This window comes from Rhodococcus sp. Ni2, assembly GCF_021352185.1.
GTDB classification, from domain to species: Bacteria; Actinomycetota; Actinomycetes; order Mycobacteriales; family Mycobacteriaceae; genus Rhodococcus_F; species Rhodococcus_F qingshengii.
The window spans coordinates 2,068,770-2,084,767 of sequence record NZ_WOXZ01000002.1 but is presented as its reverse complement, the minus strand read 5'-3'; the positions used below and the strand labels follow the sequence as shown (position 1 = coordinate 2,084,767).

Genomic DNA, 15,998 nt, shown 5'->3' with positions numbered 1-15,998 from the left:
CGCTCACTGCACCGAAATTGCCGTCAGGATGAGCCCGTCCGACACCAACCACCTGCCGTCGAAAGAGGTGAGCGGCGGACCGGACGTCGCCTCGCCGGGGACCAGCAGACGCGAGTTGAAAGTGCCGGACGTTTCCGACTCCGCCTCGAACGTGATGTGGGCGTCCTCGAAACCCAACCAGCGCCCGGTGAGCGGAAACCACGCCTTGTACGTGGCTTCCTTCGCGCAGAAGAGCACTCGATCCCAGTGCACCGGACCGCCGGTTTCCTGAGTGTCCAACCACGTTCGTTCCGCCTCGACGCTGACCGCGGGCAATACCCCGTCCGGCAGCGGGCCGTGCGGTTCGGCGTCGATACCGAGTGAGCGGACCTGCATGGAGTACGCCAGGACAGCGCCGCGGTAGCCGTCGCAATGGGCGAGGCTCCCGACCACTCCCTGCGGCCAGAGTGGGGCACCACGCTCGCCGCGCATGACAGCGGCAGACGGAACACCGAGCTTGCCCATCGCCTGACGCGCAAGGTGCCGGGTAGTCACGAACTCACGACGACGCTTCTCGACCGCGCGGCCGATCAACGCCTCCTCACTGGGGTGCGGAACCAGACCGGGCGGATCCACGAAGGCCTCGGCCGTCGCAACTCCACCGGGAAGAATCTGTTCGATCACGTAGCGATACCTCTCAGCGTCCGGCGCGCATGCGCTCGACTTCGGCTTCCTGCTCCGGCGTGACCTTGAAGTGGCCACCCCACTTGTTGAGCGTTCCCGGCGGGTACTCCGGAACGGGAAGAATCTGACGCAACAACTTCTCCGGCAGTCCACGCCGACGCCACTCGCGCGGGTATCCGAGTGAGACTTCCTCGAAGCGGACGCCGTCGTAGTAGGTGGTTCGAGGGATGTGCAGGTGCCCGTACACCGAGCACACCGCGTTGTACTTCACGTGCCAGTCGGCGGTAGCGGTGGTTCCGCACCACAGTGCGAACTCCGGATACATGAGCACGTCCGTCGGCTGCCGGACCATCGGGAAATGGTTCACGAGAACGGTTCTTGTGCCTTCGGGAAGCGCATCCAATCGCGCCTGGGTGTACTCGATCCTCGCCCGGCACCATGCGTCGCGCGTGGCATACGGCTGCGGTGAGAGTAGGAACTCGTCGGTGGCGACGACGTTCTTGTCACGCGCGATCTCGAGCCCGTGTTCCTTGTCTCGCGCACCTTCCGGCAGGAAGGAGTAGTCGTAGAGAAGAAACATCGGGACGACCGTGACCGGTCCCTCGTCTCCCTCCCACACCGGGAACGGGTCCTCGGGTGTGATGACGTCGAGTTCGCGGCACATGTTGACCAGGTACTCGTAGCGCGGCGCTCCGTGAATCTGAACCGGATCCTTGGCGGTCGTCCACAGTTCGTGGTTGCCCGGAATCCAGATGACCTTTGCGAATCGGCTGCGAAGGAGCTTCAACGCCCACCGAATGTCGTCAGTTTTCTCGGAAACATCTCCGGCGAGAATGAGCCAGTCGTCAGGCGAATCCGGGAACAGTTCCTCCGTCATCGGCTTGTTGCCGTTGTGACCGACATGAATGTCGCTCACCGCCATCAGCTTTGCTGCCACGATCCCTCTGCTTCCTCAGTTGAACTTCCGCGCTTCGCCGTCGCCGGACCTGTCACTGCCCACTTGCCGGAAAACGCTCGCCACGACACCGCGACCATCCGAAGTACTACGAACACGGTAAGCCCTGCCCAAATTCCGGCGAGCCCCCAGTCGTAGGCGAGAGAGAGCCAGATCGCGGGCAGAAACCCGAGAACTGCGCACAGCATGGTCGCGTTGCGCAGAAACACCACGTCCCCGGCGCCGAGTAGAACACCGTCGAGTGCGAAGACGATTCCCGCCACCGGCATGATCGCGACGAAGAACCACCATGCGATCGACATTTGACCGAGCACCTCGGCGTCGGACGTGAAGAGTCCGGGGATCACGGAGTGGCCGGCGGCGAAGAAGATCGCGAGCACCACGGCAAATACCGTCGACCATGCGGTGATCCGCCAGGTCATCTTTTTCGCCGCGGCTGCGAATCCACCGCCGAGCGCCGCTCCGATCAGCGTCTGAGCTGCGATCGCCAAGGAATCGAGAAGGAGCGAAACCAGGTTCCACAGTTGGAGGACGACTTGGTGCGCACCGACTACAGCCGCACCGAACCTCGACGCCACTGCAGCCGCGGAAACGAAACACGCTTGGAATGCGAGGCTGCGCAGAATCAGGTCACGGCCCATCAGCATCTGCGCCCGCATGATCGCAAAATGTGGTCGAGCCGAAACCGGTTCACGAAAGAGCGCCCAGGCGAACAGCACACCCGAAACACTCTGGCCCACCAGATTCGCAACAGCTGATCCTTCGAGTTCCAGACGCGGAGCACCGAGCAAGCCGTGCACCAGAATCGGACACAACACCGCCGAAATACCCAGGCCGACAAGGACGAACCGCAGCGGTCGCACCGTGTTCTGAACCCCGCGCATCCAGCCGTTGCCGGCCAGGGCCACCAGGATGAGCGGAACACCCAACACCGCTATCCGGAGCCAACTTTCCGCAGCCGCGGCGATGTCGGGAGTCCCGGCCACCGCCGAAGTCAGCGGGCCGGCGATCACCTGCACGATCACGACCAAGGCCAGGCCGATCGCGGCCGCCAGCCAGGTCGCCTGAACACCCTCGCCCACCGCATCACGCTCGCGCCCCGCTCCGTGCAGCCGTGCCGCGCGCGCCGTGGTGCCGTACGACAAGAAGGTCAGCTGCGTACTCACCAACGACAGGATCAGACCACCGACTGCCAATCCGGCCAGCGGAAGCGCCCCGAGTCGGCCGACCACGGCGATGTCGAACAACAGATAGAGGGGTTCGGCTGCCAGCACCCCGAGTGCCGGAAACGCCAGGGAAAAGATTCGTCGCCCAGTGACGTCGAAATCAGCTGCCGAAGATCCCGCCGAGGTGGCGTCAGATTCGCTCAATGCCGCGGATTCAGCCGAGTGCCGCGACGAGCGCGGCAACAATCTCGTCGCTGGAAGTGGTCGACGTATATCCGGCCGACAGCCGGTGCCCGCCGCCACCAAGACTTTCAGCGACCGCCGACACGTCGATCGCCGACTTTGCACGCAACGAGATCGACCAGCTTCCGGAAACCGACTCTTTGAGTACGGCGGCAACTTCGGCTTCCGAAGTAGTCCGCACGATATCGACGACGCTCTCGATCTCCTCGGAGCGAAGATCGCCGATGTCACTGCGTCGGATCACCGCGTACACCAGCCCACGGCCGTCCGCGGCTTCCGGGACCAGCACCGCGGACCCGAGTACCGAAGCCAGCATCGGCAACCACCCGAACGGATGGGTGTCGAGCAGCTTTCGCGCAATCGCGTCGCCGTCGATGCCGGTCGCCAGCAAACGCGCCGCGAGCACGTGCGGAAGCGGACCTCCCCACCGGAAGGAGCCGGTGTCGGTGACCAGTCCGGCATAGAGACAGTGCGCGATATCGCGATCGATCGCGACTCCCCACGCATCGAAGAATCGTGCGATGAGCGCCGTCGTCGAAGCAGCGGTTTCGTCGACGACGTTGATACTTCCGAATTCGGAATTGGAGCGATGGTGATCAAGGACGATCGTGCGATTCGCGCCGGCGAGTCGACTCGACAACTCACCGAGACGGCCCTCGCTGCCGACATCCACCGTCACCAGTACATCGACACTTTCCCGAACATCAGTGGGCGCCACGAGCAAGTGGAGACCGGGGAAATCGCGCATCGACTCGGGCAGCGCCGACGGCCGACTGAACGCGACCTGCACCGAAATGCCCCGACGCTCGAGAACGAGACCGAGCGCAAGTCCGCTGCCGATCGTGTCCGCATCCGGCTGCACATGGCAGAGAATTGTCACCGTGTGTGCCGATTCGAGAACCTCGGCCACCTGAGCGAACTTCGCCTCGCAGGGGTCGACGTCCGAAAGTGCGGTGATCGTCATTCTCGGTGCGCGTCAGTCGGCTTCACGAACATCTGGCGACGCCTCGTCTTCGTCCGAAGCCACTCGCGGCTCCTTGTACGGATCTGCATCTCCGGCCGGTTGTGCATTCTCACGCGCCTTGGCGACCTCGTCGTCGGCGGCCTTGGCACGGGCCAGCAGTTCTTCCATATGACGCGCGGTGTCGGGAACGGTATCGGCGACAAACGTCAGAGTCGGCGTGAAGCGAACTCCGGTTCCGGCACCGACCTTCGAGCGCAGAACACCCTTGGCCTTCTCGAGACCTGCGGCGGCGGCTTCCACATCGGGTGCGGAATCAACCTTCTCGCCCATGACTGTGTAGTACACCGTCGCGTCGTGCAGATCGTTGGTGACCTTGGTGTCCGTGATGGTCACGAATGCGAGTCGCGGATCCTTGATCTCGTGATCGATCGCCGTCGCGACGATGGTTCCGATACGCTTTGCCAACTTGCGTGCCCGGGCTGGATCTACCATGACTGTCAGTCTCCTCTACCTGGCCACTCGAATCGAGGTGACTCGATCGATCAAAGTTCTGGTTAACAAGAATTATTACCGACAACAGTCTCGTCCATCGGCTACCCGGCAACCAAATCACCATCGGTAGAGGTCAGTTGTCGCATGCGTCGAGCGTGAGCACAAACACCGCCACAGTTGGTCCCGAAGCCACCGAATCCCTTGCCGACGAACTCGATTCGGTACGCCGTCTGGAAGCGTGGCTCATCGACACCGCCCGATGACGCTCAGTCTTCCGGGCCGAAGATTCGCCTTCGCACAGCCAGCAACTGAATCTCCGGACGCTCGGCGACCGCCCGCTCACAATGATCGAGAACGTCGTGCAGGTGATCGACAGACGAACTGACCACACCGACGCCCACGAGCGCACGACGCAGGCGTCCCTGCTCCCCCGCCTCCGCTGCACTCACACCGAATCGACGGAGTTCCGTCAGGATCGGCGACAGCATCGAACGCTTTTCCTTGAGTGAGTGGACATCGCCGAAAAGGATGTCGAACTCCAGTGCCCCTACAAACATTTTCCCCCTATACAGAGCCGAATGGACTCTCTCGGACTTGTATGTTCAAGTCCGAGAGAGTCCATGTCAGCTAGTACTCACGTGCGTCCGCCCCAACGCCCGTGTCGACATAATCAGTCGCGCGGCTTCTCGCGAAGCTCGTAGCACTCGAGAACGTCACCGATCTTGATATCGGAATAGGTGACGGTCAAACCACATTCGTAGCCTTCGCGAACCTCGGTAGCGTCTTCCTTCTCCCGCTTGAGCGAGGAGATGGTGACCGTCTCGGCAATGACCTTGCTGTCGCGGATGAGACGTGCCTTGGCGTTGCGACGGATGCTGCCCGACGTGACCAAGCAACCGGCAATGTTGCCGATCTTGGACGAACGGAACATGGCGCGGATCTCTGCCTTGCCCAGCTCGACCTCTTCGTACACCGGCTTGAGCAGACCCTTGAGTGCCTTCTCGACCTCGTCGATGGCCTGGTAGATCACCGAGTAGTAGCGAATGTCGACGCCCTCGCGGTTCGCCAGCTCCGTTGCCTTGCCTTCGGCGCGGACGTTGAAGCCGATGATGATCGCGTTGGACGCAGCAGCCAGGTTGACGTTGGTCTCCGTGATGCCACCGACACCGCGGTCGATGACGCGCAACTGCACCTCGTCGTCGATCGGAATTCCGAGGAGAGCCTCTTCGAGGGCCTCCACGGTTCCCGAGTTGTCACCCTTGAGGATCAAGTTCAGCTGTGAATGTTCCTTCAGAGCTGCATCGAGATCGTCGAGGCTGATGCGCTTACGACTCTTCGCTGCAAGCGCGTTGCGCTTACGTGCGTTGCGACGGTCCGCGATCTGACGAGCGATACGGTCCTCGTCGACCACGAGCAGGTTGTCGCCTGCACCGGGGACCGACGTGAAGCCGATGACCTGGACCGGACGTGAAGGCAGTGCCTCGTGGACGTCCTGACCGTGCTCGTCCACCATGCGGCGGACGCGGCCGTAAGCATCGCCGGCAACGATCGAGTCGCCGACCCGCAGCGTTCCGCGCTGAATGAGCACGGTAGCGACGGGGCCGCGGCCACGGTCGAGGTGCGCCTCGATGGCAACACCCTGAGCGTCCATGTCCGGGTTGGCGCGCAGATCCAGGGAAGCGTCGGCCGTCAACAGCACTGCTTCGAGCAGTGCGTCGATGTTGAGACCCTGCTTCGCCGAGATGTCGACGAACATGGTGTCTCCGCCGTACTCCTCGGCCACCAGTCCGTACTCGGTGAGCTGCTGCCTGATCTTGTCCGGGTTCGCGCCTTCCTTGTCGATCTTGTTCACCGCGACCACGATCGGCACGTCGGCCGCCTGGGCGTGGTTGATCGCTTCCACCGTCTGCGGCATGACGCCGTCGTCGGCTGCGACAACAAGGATCGCGAGGTCGGTGGCCTTGGCACCACGAGCACGCATGGCCGTGAAGGCCTCGTGACCCGGGGTGTCGATGAACGTCACGAGACGCTCGTTGCCCTCGAGCTCGGTCAGCACCTGGTAGGCACCGATGTGCTGCGTGATGCCGCCGGCTTCGCCCTCACGGACATTCGCCTTACGGATCACGTCGAGCAGACGGGTCTTACCGTGGTCGACGTGGCCCATGACGGTGACCACAGGCGGACGGGACTCGAGGTCCTCTTCTCCGCCGGCGTCCTCGCCGTAGGTGAGGTCGAAGCTGTCGAGCAGCTCGCGATCCTCGTCCTCCGGGCTGACGACCTGCACGACGTAGTTCATTTCGCCGCCGAGCAGCTCCAGCGTCTCGTCGTTGACCGACTGAGTTGCCGTGACCATCTCACCGAGGTTGAACAACGCCTGCACGAGTGCTGCGGGGTTCGCGTCGATCTTGTCCGCGAAGTCCGACAGAGATGCGCCGCGAGCGAGACGGATGGTCTCGCCGTTGCCGCGTGGCAGCCTGACGCCGCCGACTGCGGGAGCCTGCATGCTTTCGTACTCGGCGCGCTTCGCCCGCTTCGACTTACGTCCACGGCGAACTGCTCCGCCGGGACGACCGAATGCACCTGCCGCTGCGCCGCGCTGACCGGGACGGCCACCGCCGCCGGGACGACCGCGGAATCCACCGGCCGGAGCTGCTCCACCGGGAGCACCTGCACCAGCACCGGCGCCGGGAGCGCCGCCGCCGCGGTATCCACCGCCGCCGCCACCCGGACGACCACCGGGAGCGCCACCGGGACGACCCGGACGTCCGCCGCCACCGGGCGCGGGACGAGCGGAACGAGCAGGCATTGCACCCGGGTTCGGGCGAGGAGGCATGGAGCCGGGGCTGGGACGGGGTCCGCCCTGACCTGCAGGCGGACGGGGTCCACCCTGGCCGGGAGCCGGACGGGGACCGCCCTGACCCGGAGCCGGACGAGGTCCACCCTGACCGGGAGCCGGACGGGGACCGCCCTGACCCGGAGCCGGACGAGAACCGCCCTGACCTGCGCCCGGACGCGGTGCGCCGGGAGCCGGACGAGGTGCCGGACGCTCGGCGGGTGCCGAGGAGTACGGGTTGTTACCGACGCGAGGTGCCTTCGGTCCCGGACGCGGTCCGCCGGGCTTTGCGCCGGTGGACGGTGCGACCGGAGCCGCGGGGGCTGCCGGTGCCGACGCTGCGGGAGCAGCCGGAGCCGGACGTGCCGGCTGTGCTGGTTTCGGAGCGTTGAACGTCGGTGTGGGGACCGGCGCTGACGGTGCTGCTGGAGCAGCGGCTGCGGGAGCCGCGGGGGCTGCCGGGGCCGGAGCTGCGGGAGCAGCCGGTGCGGGTGCGGCCGGCTTGGGGCCGGGACGCGGTGCGCCAGGCTTTGCCGCCGACGGCGACGGTGCGCCGGGCTTTGCCGCGGGGCGAGCCGCCGGAGCGGCTGCGCCGGTCTCGGACTTGGTTTCTGCTCCGCCTGCCGACGGGAACGACTCCCGCAGACGACGGGCGACGGGCGCCTCCACTGTGGATGACGCAGACTTCACGAACTCGCCTTGCTCCTTGAGCGTTGCGAGTAGTTCCTTGCTGGTGACACCGAGTTCTTTAGCCAACTCGTGCACGCGGGCCTTGCCTGCCACTGCTCTCCTCACTGATGAGGTCGAGCAGGAGGCATCCCACAGATGTGGGTCCCGCACGACCTCGGGTTATCGCCGATGGACGTTCATCGTTGGTGCTTCACGGTGTGCTCATGAGTGCTTGTGCCTGTTCTTCTCGAGAGGTACTGCTTTTGTGTGAACTGCGTCGACCAGCTGGTCGACAGCGGACGTGTCCAGATTTCCGGACACTCGCAGTGCTCTGCTGAATGCTCGGCGCCGCTCTGCCAGGCTCAGACAACTCGGATCCAGGTGCAGCCATGCACCTCGACCGGGGAGTCTTCGCGATACGTCGGGGACGAGCGGGGAACCCTCCGGCCCCTGCTCACCAACCACGACCCTCAACAGATCGACAGCCGACCCTTGTTCCCTGCATCCCACACACGTTCTTACCGGCGAACCGGGTTTCACGCGCGCCGAATCCGAGGACTCACGTCGAACCATTGTCCACTCTACCGCCGAACCGTCTCGATCACTGCATTCCACCGTTATCCGTTGGACGTGGCGGGCCGGTCGGACGCGTCGCCAACGGGTGCCGCATCGCTACGAATGTCGATACGCCAACCCGTCAACCGCGCAGCCAGGCGGGCATTTTGACCCTCTTTTCCGATGGCCAACGAAAGCTGGAAATCGGGCACGATGACACGGGCCGCACGAGCCTCGGGATCGACGACAGTGACGGAGACCACTTTCGACGGGGAAAGTGCGTTGCCCACAAACGTCGCGGGATCTTCGTCGAAGTCGATGATGTCGATCTTCTCCCCCGCGAGTTCGCTCATGACGTTGCGGACGCGCTGACCCATCGGGCCGATGCATGCACCCTTTGCGTTGAGCCCCTGCACACGTGAGGCGACGGCGATCTTGGAACGATGCCCCGCTTCGCGCGCGACGTTGATGATCTCGACGCTGCCGTCCGCAATCTCTGGAACCTCGAGTGCGAACAACTTGCGAACCAGGTTCGGGTGGGTCCGCGAGAGGGTGATCTGTGGGCCGCGGGCTCCGCGAGCAACCCCGACGACGTAGCACTTGATGCGCTCACCGTGCTCGTAGTTCTCGCCGGGAACCTGTTCTGCAGGCGGCAACAATCCTTCGGCGCCATTGGATTCGCTGCCGATTCGGACGACGACCATTCCGCGGGAATTCGCACGCGTGTCACGCTGAATGACACCGCCGACGATTTCACCCTCATGGGTCGAGAACTCACCGAAACTGCGCTCGTGCTCGGCGTCGCGCAGACGCTGCAGGATGACCTGGCGTGCGGTGGTGGCCGCGATGCGTCCGAATCCCTCGGGAGTGTCGTCCCACTCCTCACCGATCATGTTGCCGTCGGCATCGGTGTCGTGCGCCATCACTCGCACCGAACCGGTCTTGATGTTGACATCGATCCGAGCGTTCTGCTTGTGCCCCTCGGTGTGGCGGTACGCCGTCAGCAGCGCGGTCTGGATCGTGGCGATCACAGTTTCGATCGAGACACCTTTTTCGGCTTCGATCGCTCGCAACGCTGCAATGTCGATATTCACTTGTCGAACCCTTCTTCGTTTTCTACGTCTTCTAATTCTGTTTCGTCGTCTTCGACACTGTCCACGCCCGAGTCCTCGGTGAGGTCAACCGCATCGGAGGGAACTGCGCGCCCCTCCGGGATGCCGCCCGCGAGTTCCAACTCCGCCTCACTGGGCTTCGAGAACTCCACCTGAACTACAGCCTTCTGAACGTCGCCCAGTGCAATCTCGCGCACGGTCAGTCCGCCACGGCCACCGATGACAACTGCCACGGAATCGTCGTTCAACGTTCCGATACGGCCCACCACGGTCTCGCCGGCCAGATCGATTCGCGCTTTACGTCCGCGAGCCCGACGCCAGTGACGATCGAGCGTCAGTGGGCGATCGATTCCCGGAGAGGTCACCTCGAGGGTGTACGGCGTTTCACCGATTTCCTCGAGGGTGTCGAAAAGTTCCGAAACGAGTCTGCTGATCTCCGCGGCGGCATCGAGCTCGATCCCGGCATCGCTGTCGACCATGATGCGCACCGCGCTGTGCTTGCCCGCACTGGTCACGACAACGTCTTCGACGTCATAACCCTGGGCGTGCACGAGTTCGGAGATCAGCTCGATCACCCTCTCCCTGGATGGCACCGGCATCTCGCGAACTCCTCATTTCAGTTGTCGTCGATTGTCCGACTTGTGTCGACTGTCGACGTGGGCGGCTGCGAGCATGAAAAGACACCAGGTGCCACATGCTGCAAGCATCCAAGAGTACCGCTCATTGCGCGTCTCCGTGACCAGAGTGCCCGACGCACGTCACACTTGAACACGTGCCGCGGATTCGAACGATCGGCCGACCACCTGGCACGATGGACTGGTGCTGACGCCCATGACTACTACCCCACTCTCCCGGCGGAGTGCGCTCAAGATGACGGGAACAGCAGCGTTGGGCGCTGCTGCCTTCTCGTTGTCCGCCTGCACCGACAACGGCACAGCGGAGGCGGCTGCAGAAGTCGACCAGCTGACGGCCCAGGCCGATCGAGCCCGCTCCGACGCGGCAGCCGCAACCGCCGCCATCGCACTCGCACCGGACAAGTCGGCATCACTGACCACGATCAGCGCCGAACGCACAGCGCATGCACTCGAACTCGACGCCGAGATTGCGCGAGCAGCGGGCAGCGGCGCCGCTACGACCACAGCGCCCCCGTCGACCTCGGTCGCAAACGCTCCTGCGGGCGTCGAAACCTTGAGTACCTCGCTGGCCGATTCGGCGCGCAGTGCCGCGGACCTCGCTCGGACGATGTCCGGCTATCGCGCGGGCCTGCTCGGTTCGATCAGCGCGTCGTGCTCGACTCAGGTTGCGGTGTTGCTTCCGTGATCACTTCGCACACCCGTCGATCCGAGAGTTCTGCCTTGCTGACCGCAATCGAATCAGAGAATGCCGCGATCTTCGCTTACGGAGTGGTTGCCGCGTTTTCGAATCCTGCCCGTGTCAACGAGGTTGCCACGCACACAGCAGCGCACCGCGCGCGACGTGATGCGCTGGTTGCCCTGTCGACCGACGCGGGCGTGACCCCGCCGACAGCCGCGGCAGCGTACGAGATCCCGTTTCCGGTGACGGACGCCGTTACCGCGGCACAGCTGGCAGCACAGATCGAATCCGACACCGCCGTGACCTACCGGGCATTCGTCGAACAGGTCGATACCGACCAACTCCGCACGTTCGGAATCGACGGCCTGACCGATGCGGCAATCCGCGGTGCCGGATGGCGGTCCGCGCTGGGAACCGCTCCGGCCACCTCAGCGTTCCCGGGGGACCCGACTTCGTAACTGCTGTGCGCCTTTATTAACCCCCGGCGGTTAATAAAGGCGCACAGCGGCTCAGGCCTTGCGATGCGAGGGCACGAACCACGCCGCGACCACGGCCACCAACACGAAGCAACCGCCGACGCGCAGTGCAGGTGTCAGCGCATCTCCGTAACCGAGTGGCGTGAGGGCACCGCCGGCGGCAAGGAAGACTGCAGTGAGAACCGCGATTCCCAGTGCAACACCGATCTCACGAAGCGTCGAGTTGGTCGAACTGGCCGTTCCGTGATCAGGCTCGTCCATGTCGACGAGTACCGCCGTCGAGCTCGGCGCGAAGGTTAGGCCCATGCCGATGCCCGCCATCAGTAGAGCCGGAACCAGCGACCCGTACGTCACGTCGGGACCGATCAACGCTGCCAACCAGAACAATGCTCCGGCCTGGAGCAACAGACCGGTCAGCAGAAGCGAACGGAGCCCGACCTTCGGCGCCAGAAAACCGGCGAGAGGCGCGAAGATCATCGGCGCTGCCGTCCACGGAAGCGTCCGCAGGCCTGCTTGGAACGGGCTGTAGCCCATCACGATCTGGAGGTACTGCGAGAGCAGGAACACCGCCCCGAAGATTCCGATCGAGAAGGTCAAGCCGATGACGTTCGCCATCGAGAAGCTGCGTGAGCGGAACAGACGTAGGGGCATGACCGGATGCGAGGTCTTCATCTCGCGAAAAACGAACAGTGCCAACGCGACTGCGGAACCGACCAACGACGCAACTACTCCAAGCGATCCCCAGCCCTCGTCGTTGCCGTGAACGATCCCCCACACCGCCAGGAACACACCGAGTCCGGCGAGTGCGACACCGGGAAGGTCGAGAGGCTGTGTGCGACCGGTCGATTCACGCAACGCATACAACGCGAGAGGAACAGCGACGATCGCAACCGGCACGTTGATCCAGAAGATCCCCTGCCACGAGAACCCGTCGACTACCGCTCCACCGACCACGGGACCCATCGCGATCCCCAGGCCGGAGACGCCACCCCACACGCCGATTGCCATGGCACGCTTGGCTTCCGGTACCGCTGCCACGAGGAGAGTGAGTGAGAGCGGCATGATCGCGGCAGCGCCGGCGCCCTGAAAGGCTCGGGCCGCGATGAGCAGGCTTGGTGTCGTCGACAACGCCGAAGCAATCGACGCCGCCGTGAACAGCCCGATCCCGAACACGAACATCTTGCGGCGCCCCCACCGATCGCCGAGCGTCGTCGCCGAAAGCATCAGCGTCGCAAAGCAGAGCGTGTACGCATTCATGAACCACTGAAGTTGCCCGACGGACGCATTCAGCTCCTTCTCGATCACCGGCAGCGCGCTCGTCATCACGAGGTTGTCGAGGGTGGCCATGAACATGGGCAGAGAGGCAGCAACCATCACTATCGCGATCGGAACCTTACGTCCTCCACTGCTTTCCGACCCGGATGCGGCGTCCGATCCGGACTTCGTCAAAACGGTCATCGTGATTCCTCGAGTGAAGGTGCCTTAAGGCATCGAATGATTACTTAGGTCGAAACTAAGCTATCCGGTGATAACGTGTCAACATGTCGATCGGTGCAGCTGAACCACGTACCCGCAGGATGAGCGCACCGGAACGTCGCGCGTTGGTCCTTGCCGCGGCAACGCGAGCATTCGCAAAGGGTGGATACTCGGGGACCAGTACGGACGCCGTCGCCAAGGAAGCCGGTGTCTCACAGCCCTACGTCGTGCGCATGTTCGGAACCAAGGCAGATTTGTTCCACGCAGTGTTCACGCGCGCGCTCGACGAAATCGTCCGCACCTTCAACGACAAATTGGATACGGTCACGATCGATCCGAGCAATCCGCAGTTCTGGGCCGAACTCGGATCCGCCTACGGCGAGCTGGTTCTCGACCGAGATCTACTGCTTGTCATGTTGCACGGCTTCGCCACCAGCACCGATGATGTCGCCGCCGTCTCCCGGAACGCCATGTCCGGCATCTACACCTTGCTGCGCGAGCGCACCGGTTGCACACCCGAGCAAGCGCGTTTGTTCATCGCGAACGGGATGCTGATCAACAATCTGCTCGCAATGATGGCGCCCGAACACGCCGAAGAAGATCCAGCCCTCGGCGAGCTCTGGGGCAGCGTCTTCAGCGACTCGACTGCGATCACGCTCACCGGCGACGAATCCTCGAGCGAAACCGACACCGATTCCTGACCGGTCACTGGGAAAAACTACACACATGTGACTGAGGACACCCTACAGTCGATCCGACATGTCTCCGGGAAACCCAGACGAAAAGGACCGACGTTGGATCTCGCACAACGCCTCGACGCGCTCGAACAGATCGAGGAAATCAAGAAGCTCAAGCACGGCTACTGGCGAGCATGTGATGCCAAGGATCCAGTTGGGTTCCGCAACAGCTTCATCCGTTCCGGAGCGTCGATCGACTACGGCCGCCTCGGCGCCTTCGACGACGCGGGGCCGATGGCGGACATCTTCGAGAAGATCGCTCTTCGCAAGGTCGAGGGCCGGTACGCGGTCCTCGACATGCATCACGGATTGCATCCCGACATCACACTGACCTCGGAGACGTCGGCGGTGGGGCGATGGGCTCTGCAGTTCCGCCAGATCGACACCGTCGGGCGCACCGAGAAGTTGATGACCGGCGAATACGACGACAAGTACGTGATCGAGGACGGTATGTGGAAAATGAGTCAATGCCATTTCACGGAGGCGTGGTCGATCACCACTCCCCTGCCCCCGGACGCTGACATCGCCGAGGGTTCGTTGGGTGGGCGGCGATGACGACGAACGGAAAAGTTGCGCTCGTAACCGGTGCCAGCCGGAGCGTCGGCAAGGGCATTGCCCTCGCTCTGGGAAGCGACGGGTGGACGGTGTACGTGACGGCACGAGGAACCGTCGGCGCCGACGGCCCACTCGATCACACCGCGGCGGAGATCACCGAGCGCGGTGGTCACGGCATTGCCGTGCAGTGCGATCACGCCGACGATCAACAGATCGTCGACCTGTTTGCACGCATCGCCGAGGAACAGTCAGGCCGCCTCGATCTTCTGGTCAACAACGTCTGGGCAAACCCGGCGGGTTATGCAGGCTTCGCCGATCCGTTCTGGAAGAGGCCGATCGACGATTGGGATTCGCTGATCGGAATCGGACTGCGCGCCCACTACGTTGCTTCGGTGGAAGCGGCGAAGTTGATGGTTCCCCGGGGCAGTGGAGTGATCGGCAACATCTCGTCGTTCGGCACCCGCGGGTACCTGCACTCTGTGCTGTACGGGATGTCGAAGGCAGGTTTGGACAAGATGGCCGCGGACATGGCTGTCGAATTGAAGGGGACCGGCGTCACCGCACTTTCCTTCTGGCTCGGGTTGATCCGCAACGAGCGGATGGAGGCGAGTGGGATCGAGAGCTTCGAAGGCTTCTCACTGGCCGAGGCCGAAACCCCGGAATTCGTCGGCCAAGTCATCACTGCATTGGCCAACGATCCAGAAGTGAACGCGCGCAGCGGTCACACACTGATCACCGCCGAGACGGCCGTCGAGTACGGAATCACCGACGCCAACGGGAAACAACCGGCGTCACACCGCAGTGCCTTCGGTGGCGGCCCGCTTTTCTGATTCATCAGTAGCAGTGGTCGCGTCGCGTGCCGGCACAGCACGCGGCGCTGCCACTCGCGCCTTCAGGGCAAGCCAGGCACACCCGATGACGACGACACCGCCGGCCACGATCGAGGGTGACAACGTCTCACCGAGTATCAGCGCCGACCAGGCAATGCTGAGCACCGGTTGAACCAACTGTGTTTGGCTCACAGTGGAAATGGGACCGATCGCCAGACCCCGGTACCAAGGAAAGAACCCGAGAAACATACTCACGCATCCCAGGTAGGCAAACGAAAGCCACGAATTCACATCGGCAGAGACCGGAGCCTGGGCCATGGACGCCACCGTCAACGCAATCGTGACCGGCAGTCCGAGAATCAATGCCCAGGCAATCGTCTGCCACGACCCGATCTCGCGGGCCAGCAACGCACCTTCCGAATATGCCAGCGCTGCACACACCACCGCGGCGAACAGAAGAAGATCAGCGAGATGAAACGAGCCGAGTCCGCCGTTTGCAATCGCCACGAACCCTACGACCGATACCGCGCCGGCGGCGCTTGCCCACCAGAATCCCTTACTGGGACGCTCTTTTCCTCGGACGACCGCAAATACCGCGGTCGCAGCGGGAAGTAGCCCGATCACGACTGCCGCGTGACTCGCCGGCGATGTCTGCAACGCAAACGTGGTGAACAGTGAAAACCCCAGTACCGCACCAACAGTCACGAGTGCGATGCGCAACCACTGCCGAAGCGTCGGAAGCGTCGCGCGAGTAACCGACAGCATCACAATCGCAAGGGCCCCGGCAACGACGGCGCGGCCCGCACCGACGAACAGGGGGTCGAGATCCGCGACGGCGACCCTCGTGAGCGGAACGGTGAACGAGAACGCCAGCACACCGAGCAAGCCCCACCACAAACCGGATCGAGACGATGGCATCGGTAGCGGTTCCTGCGGCGCGACGATAGCGCTACTCTTC

17 protein-coding genes are annotated in these 15,998 nt (G+C 63.6%); 5 read left to right on the top strand and 12 right to left on the bottom strand.

All coding sequences use genetic code 11. The features are described 5' to 3' along the window. Window positions 1–3 precede the first annotated feature (3 nt). The 10 genes from GN300_RS23320 to rimP form a co-directional block, all read right to left on the bottom strand. Entirely contained in the window at window positions 4–663 is a 660-nt protein-coding gene (locus GN300_RS23320; protein WP_063316553.1) for a 4'-phosphopantetheinyl transferase, read from the bottom strand. Between the two features lie 13 nt (window positions 664–676). Beyond that, a complete protein-coding gene (locus tag GN300_RS23315) occupies window positions 677–1,600 on the bottom strand; it encodes a metallophosphoesterase (RefSeq protein WP_058226293.1) in 924 nt (307 codons plus the stop codon). After that, the gene (locus tag GN300_RS23310; protein WP_063316735.1) at window positions 1,585–2,988 is read right to left on the bottom strand and encodes an MATE family efflux transporter; all 1,404 of its coding nucleotides are present in this window, start codon (window positions 2,986–2,988) and stop codon (window positions 1,585–1,587) included. The genes GN300_RS23315 and GN300_RS23310 overlap by 16 nt, the downstream gene beginning before the upstream one ends. A 10-nt stretch (window positions 2,989–2,998) precedes the next feature. Continuing rightward, entirely contained in the window at window positions 2,999–3,991 is a 993-nt protein-coding gene (locus tag GN300_RS23305) for a bifunctional oligoribonuclease/PAP phosphatase NrnA (RefSeq protein ID WP_063316554.1), read from the bottom strand. A gap of 12 nt (window positions 3,992–4,003) precedes the next feature. Continuing rightward, a complete protein-coding gene (gene rbfA / locus GN300_RS23300; RefSeq protein WP_003942248.1) occupies window positions 4,004–4,483 on the bottom strand; it encodes a 30S ribosome-binding factor RbfA in 480 nt (159 codons plus the stop codon). Window positions 4,484–4,749: 266 nt separating this feature from the next. Beyond that, window positions 4,750–5,040: a DUF503 domain-containing protein gene (locus GN300_RS23295; protein WP_003942205.1), complete on the bottom strand. Its 291-nt coding sequence runs from the start codon at window positions 5,038–5,040 to the stop codon at window positions 4,750–4,752. Window positions 5,041–5,153: 113 nt separating this feature from the next. Then, entirely contained in the window at window positions 5,154–8,099 is a 2,946-nt protein-coding gene (infB, locus tag GN300_RS23290) for a translation initiation factor IF-2 (protein WP_063316555.1), read from the bottom strand. A 108-nt stretch (window positions 8,100–8,207) separates the two neighbouring features. Continuing rightward, window positions 8,208–8,558, bottom strand: a complete 351-nt coding sequence (locus GN300_RS23285; protein WP_019748063.1) for a YlxR family protein — start codon at window positions 8,556–8,558, stop codon at window positions 8,208–8,210. Window positions 8,559–8,602: 44 nt separating this feature from the next. Beyond that, complete coding sequence (gene nusA / locus GN300_RS23280; protein ID WP_003942738.1) at window positions 8,603–9,634, bottom strand: transcription termination factor NusA; 1,032 nt, start codon at window positions 9,632–9,634, stop codon at window positions 8,603–8,605. Continuing rightward, window positions 9,631–10,251 (bottom strand): ribosome maturation factor RimP, encoded by a 621-nt coding sequence (gene rimP, locus GN300_RS23275; RefSeq protein ID WP_063316556.1) that lies wholly within the window; start codon window positions 10,249–10,251, stop codon window positions 9,631–9,633. The genes nusA and rimP overlap by 4 nt, the downstream gene beginning before the upstream one ends. Window positions 10,252–10,522: 271 nt before the next feature. Here rimP and GN300_RS23270 point away from each other — a divergent pair, with 271 nt between their 5' ends. Next, window positions 10,523–10,972: a hypothetical protein gene (locus tag GN300_RS23270; RefSeq protein ID WP_063316736.1), complete on the top strand. Its 450-nt coding sequence runs from the start codon at window positions 10,523–10,525 to the stop codon at window positions 10,970–10,972. Continuing rightward, entirely contained in the window at window positions 10,969–11,424 is a 456-nt protein-coding gene (locus GN300_RS23265; RefSeq protein WP_003942700.1) for a ferritin-like domain-containing protein, read from the top strand. Before GN300_RS23270 ends, GN300_RS23265 begins: the two co-directional genes overlap by 4 nt. Before the next feature lie 51 nt (window positions 11,425–11,475). Here GN300_RS23265 and GN300_RS23260 read toward each other — a convergent pair whose 3' ends face one another. Next, entirely contained in the window at window positions 11,476–12,900 is a 1,425-nt protein-coding gene (locus GN300_RS23260; protein WP_063316557.1) for an MFS transporter, read from the bottom strand. An 83-nt stretch (window positions 12,901–12,983) separates the two neighbouring features. On the opposite strand from GN300_RS23260, the gene GN300_RS23255 reads away from it, so the two are divergent. The 3 genes from GN300_RS23255 to GN300_RS23245 all read left to right on the top strand — a co-directional run bounded on the left by GN300_RS23255 (window position 12,984) and on the right by GN300_RS23245 (window position 15,040). Further along, a complete protein-coding gene (locus GN300_RS23255) occupies window positions 12,984–13,619 on the top strand; it encodes a TetR/AcrR family transcriptional regulator (RefSeq protein ID WP_003942694.1) in 636 nt (211 codons plus the stop codon). A 93-nt stretch (window positions 13,620–13,712) separates the two neighbouring features. Further along, window positions 13,713–14,210 (top strand): nuclear transport factor 2 family protein, encoded by a 498-nt coding sequence (locus GN300_RS23250; RefSeq protein ID WP_063316558.1) that lies wholly within the window; start codon window positions 13,713–13,715, stop codon window positions 14,208–14,210. Continuing rightward, complete coding sequence (locus tag GN300_RS23245) at window positions 14,207–15,040, top strand: SDR family NAD(P)-dependent oxidoreductase (RefSeq protein ID WP_063316559.1); 834 nt, start codon at window positions 14,207–14,209, stop codon at window positions 15,038–15,040. Before GN300_RS23250 ends, GN300_RS23245 begins: the two co-directional genes overlap by 4 nt. Here the strand turns inward: GN300_RS23245 and GN300_RS23240 are convergent. Next, window positions 15,002–15,958 carry a DMT family transporter gene (locus GN300_RS23240; RefSeq protein ID WP_007735024.1) on the bottom strand — a complete coding sequence of 319 codons (957 nt, stop codon included), beginning with the start codon at window positions 15,956–15,958 and terminating at the stop codon, window positions 15,002–15,004. The two genes, GN300_RS23245 and GN300_RS23240, sit on opposite strands and share 39 nt — an antisense overlap. Window positions 15,959–15,998: the final 40 nt, after the last annotated feature.

Bases quoted from the DNA above. Each gene is read 5' to 3' on its own strand.
- GN300_RS23305 (WP_063316554.1), bottom strand. From the start codon at position 3,991: ATGACGATCACCGCACTTTCGGACGTCGACCCCTGCGAGGCGAAGTTC.
- rbfA (WP_003942248.1), bottom strand. From the start codon at position 4,483: ATGGTAGATCCAGCCCGGGCACGCAAGTTGGCAAAGCGTATCGGAACC.
- GN300_RS23295 (WP_003942205.1), bottom strand. From the start codon at position 5,040: ATGTTTGTAGGGGCACTGGAGTTCGACATCCTTTTCGGCGATGTCCAC.
- GN300_RS23285 (WP_019748063.1), bottom strand. From the start codon at position 8,558: ATGGTTCGACGTGAGTCCTCGGATTCGGCGCGCGTGAAACCCGGTTCG.
- rimP (WP_063316556.1), bottom strand. From the start codon at position 10,251: ATGCCGGTGCCATCCAGGGAGAGGGTGATCGAGCTGATCTCCGAACTC.
- GN300_RS23270 (WP_063316736.1), top strand. From the start codon at position 10,523: ATGACGGGAACAGCAGCGTTGGGCGCTGCTGCCTTCTCGTTGTCCGCC.
- GN300_RS23260 (WP_063316557.1), bottom strand. From the start codon at position 12,900: ATGACCGTTTTGACGAAGTCCGGATCGGACGCCGCATCCGGGTCGGAA.
- GN300_RS23255 (WP_003942694.1), top strand. From the start codon at position 12,984: ATGTCGATCGGTGCAGCTGAACCACGTACCCGCAGGATGAGCGCACCG.
- GN300_RS23245 (WP_063316559.1), top strand. From the start codon at position 14,207: ATGACGACGAACGGAAAAGTTGCGCTCGTAACCGGTGCCAGCCGGAGC.
- GN300_RS23240 (WP_007735024.1), bottom strand. From the start codon at position 15,958: ATGCCATCGTCTCGATCCGGTTTGTGGTGGGGCTTGCTCGGTGTGCTG.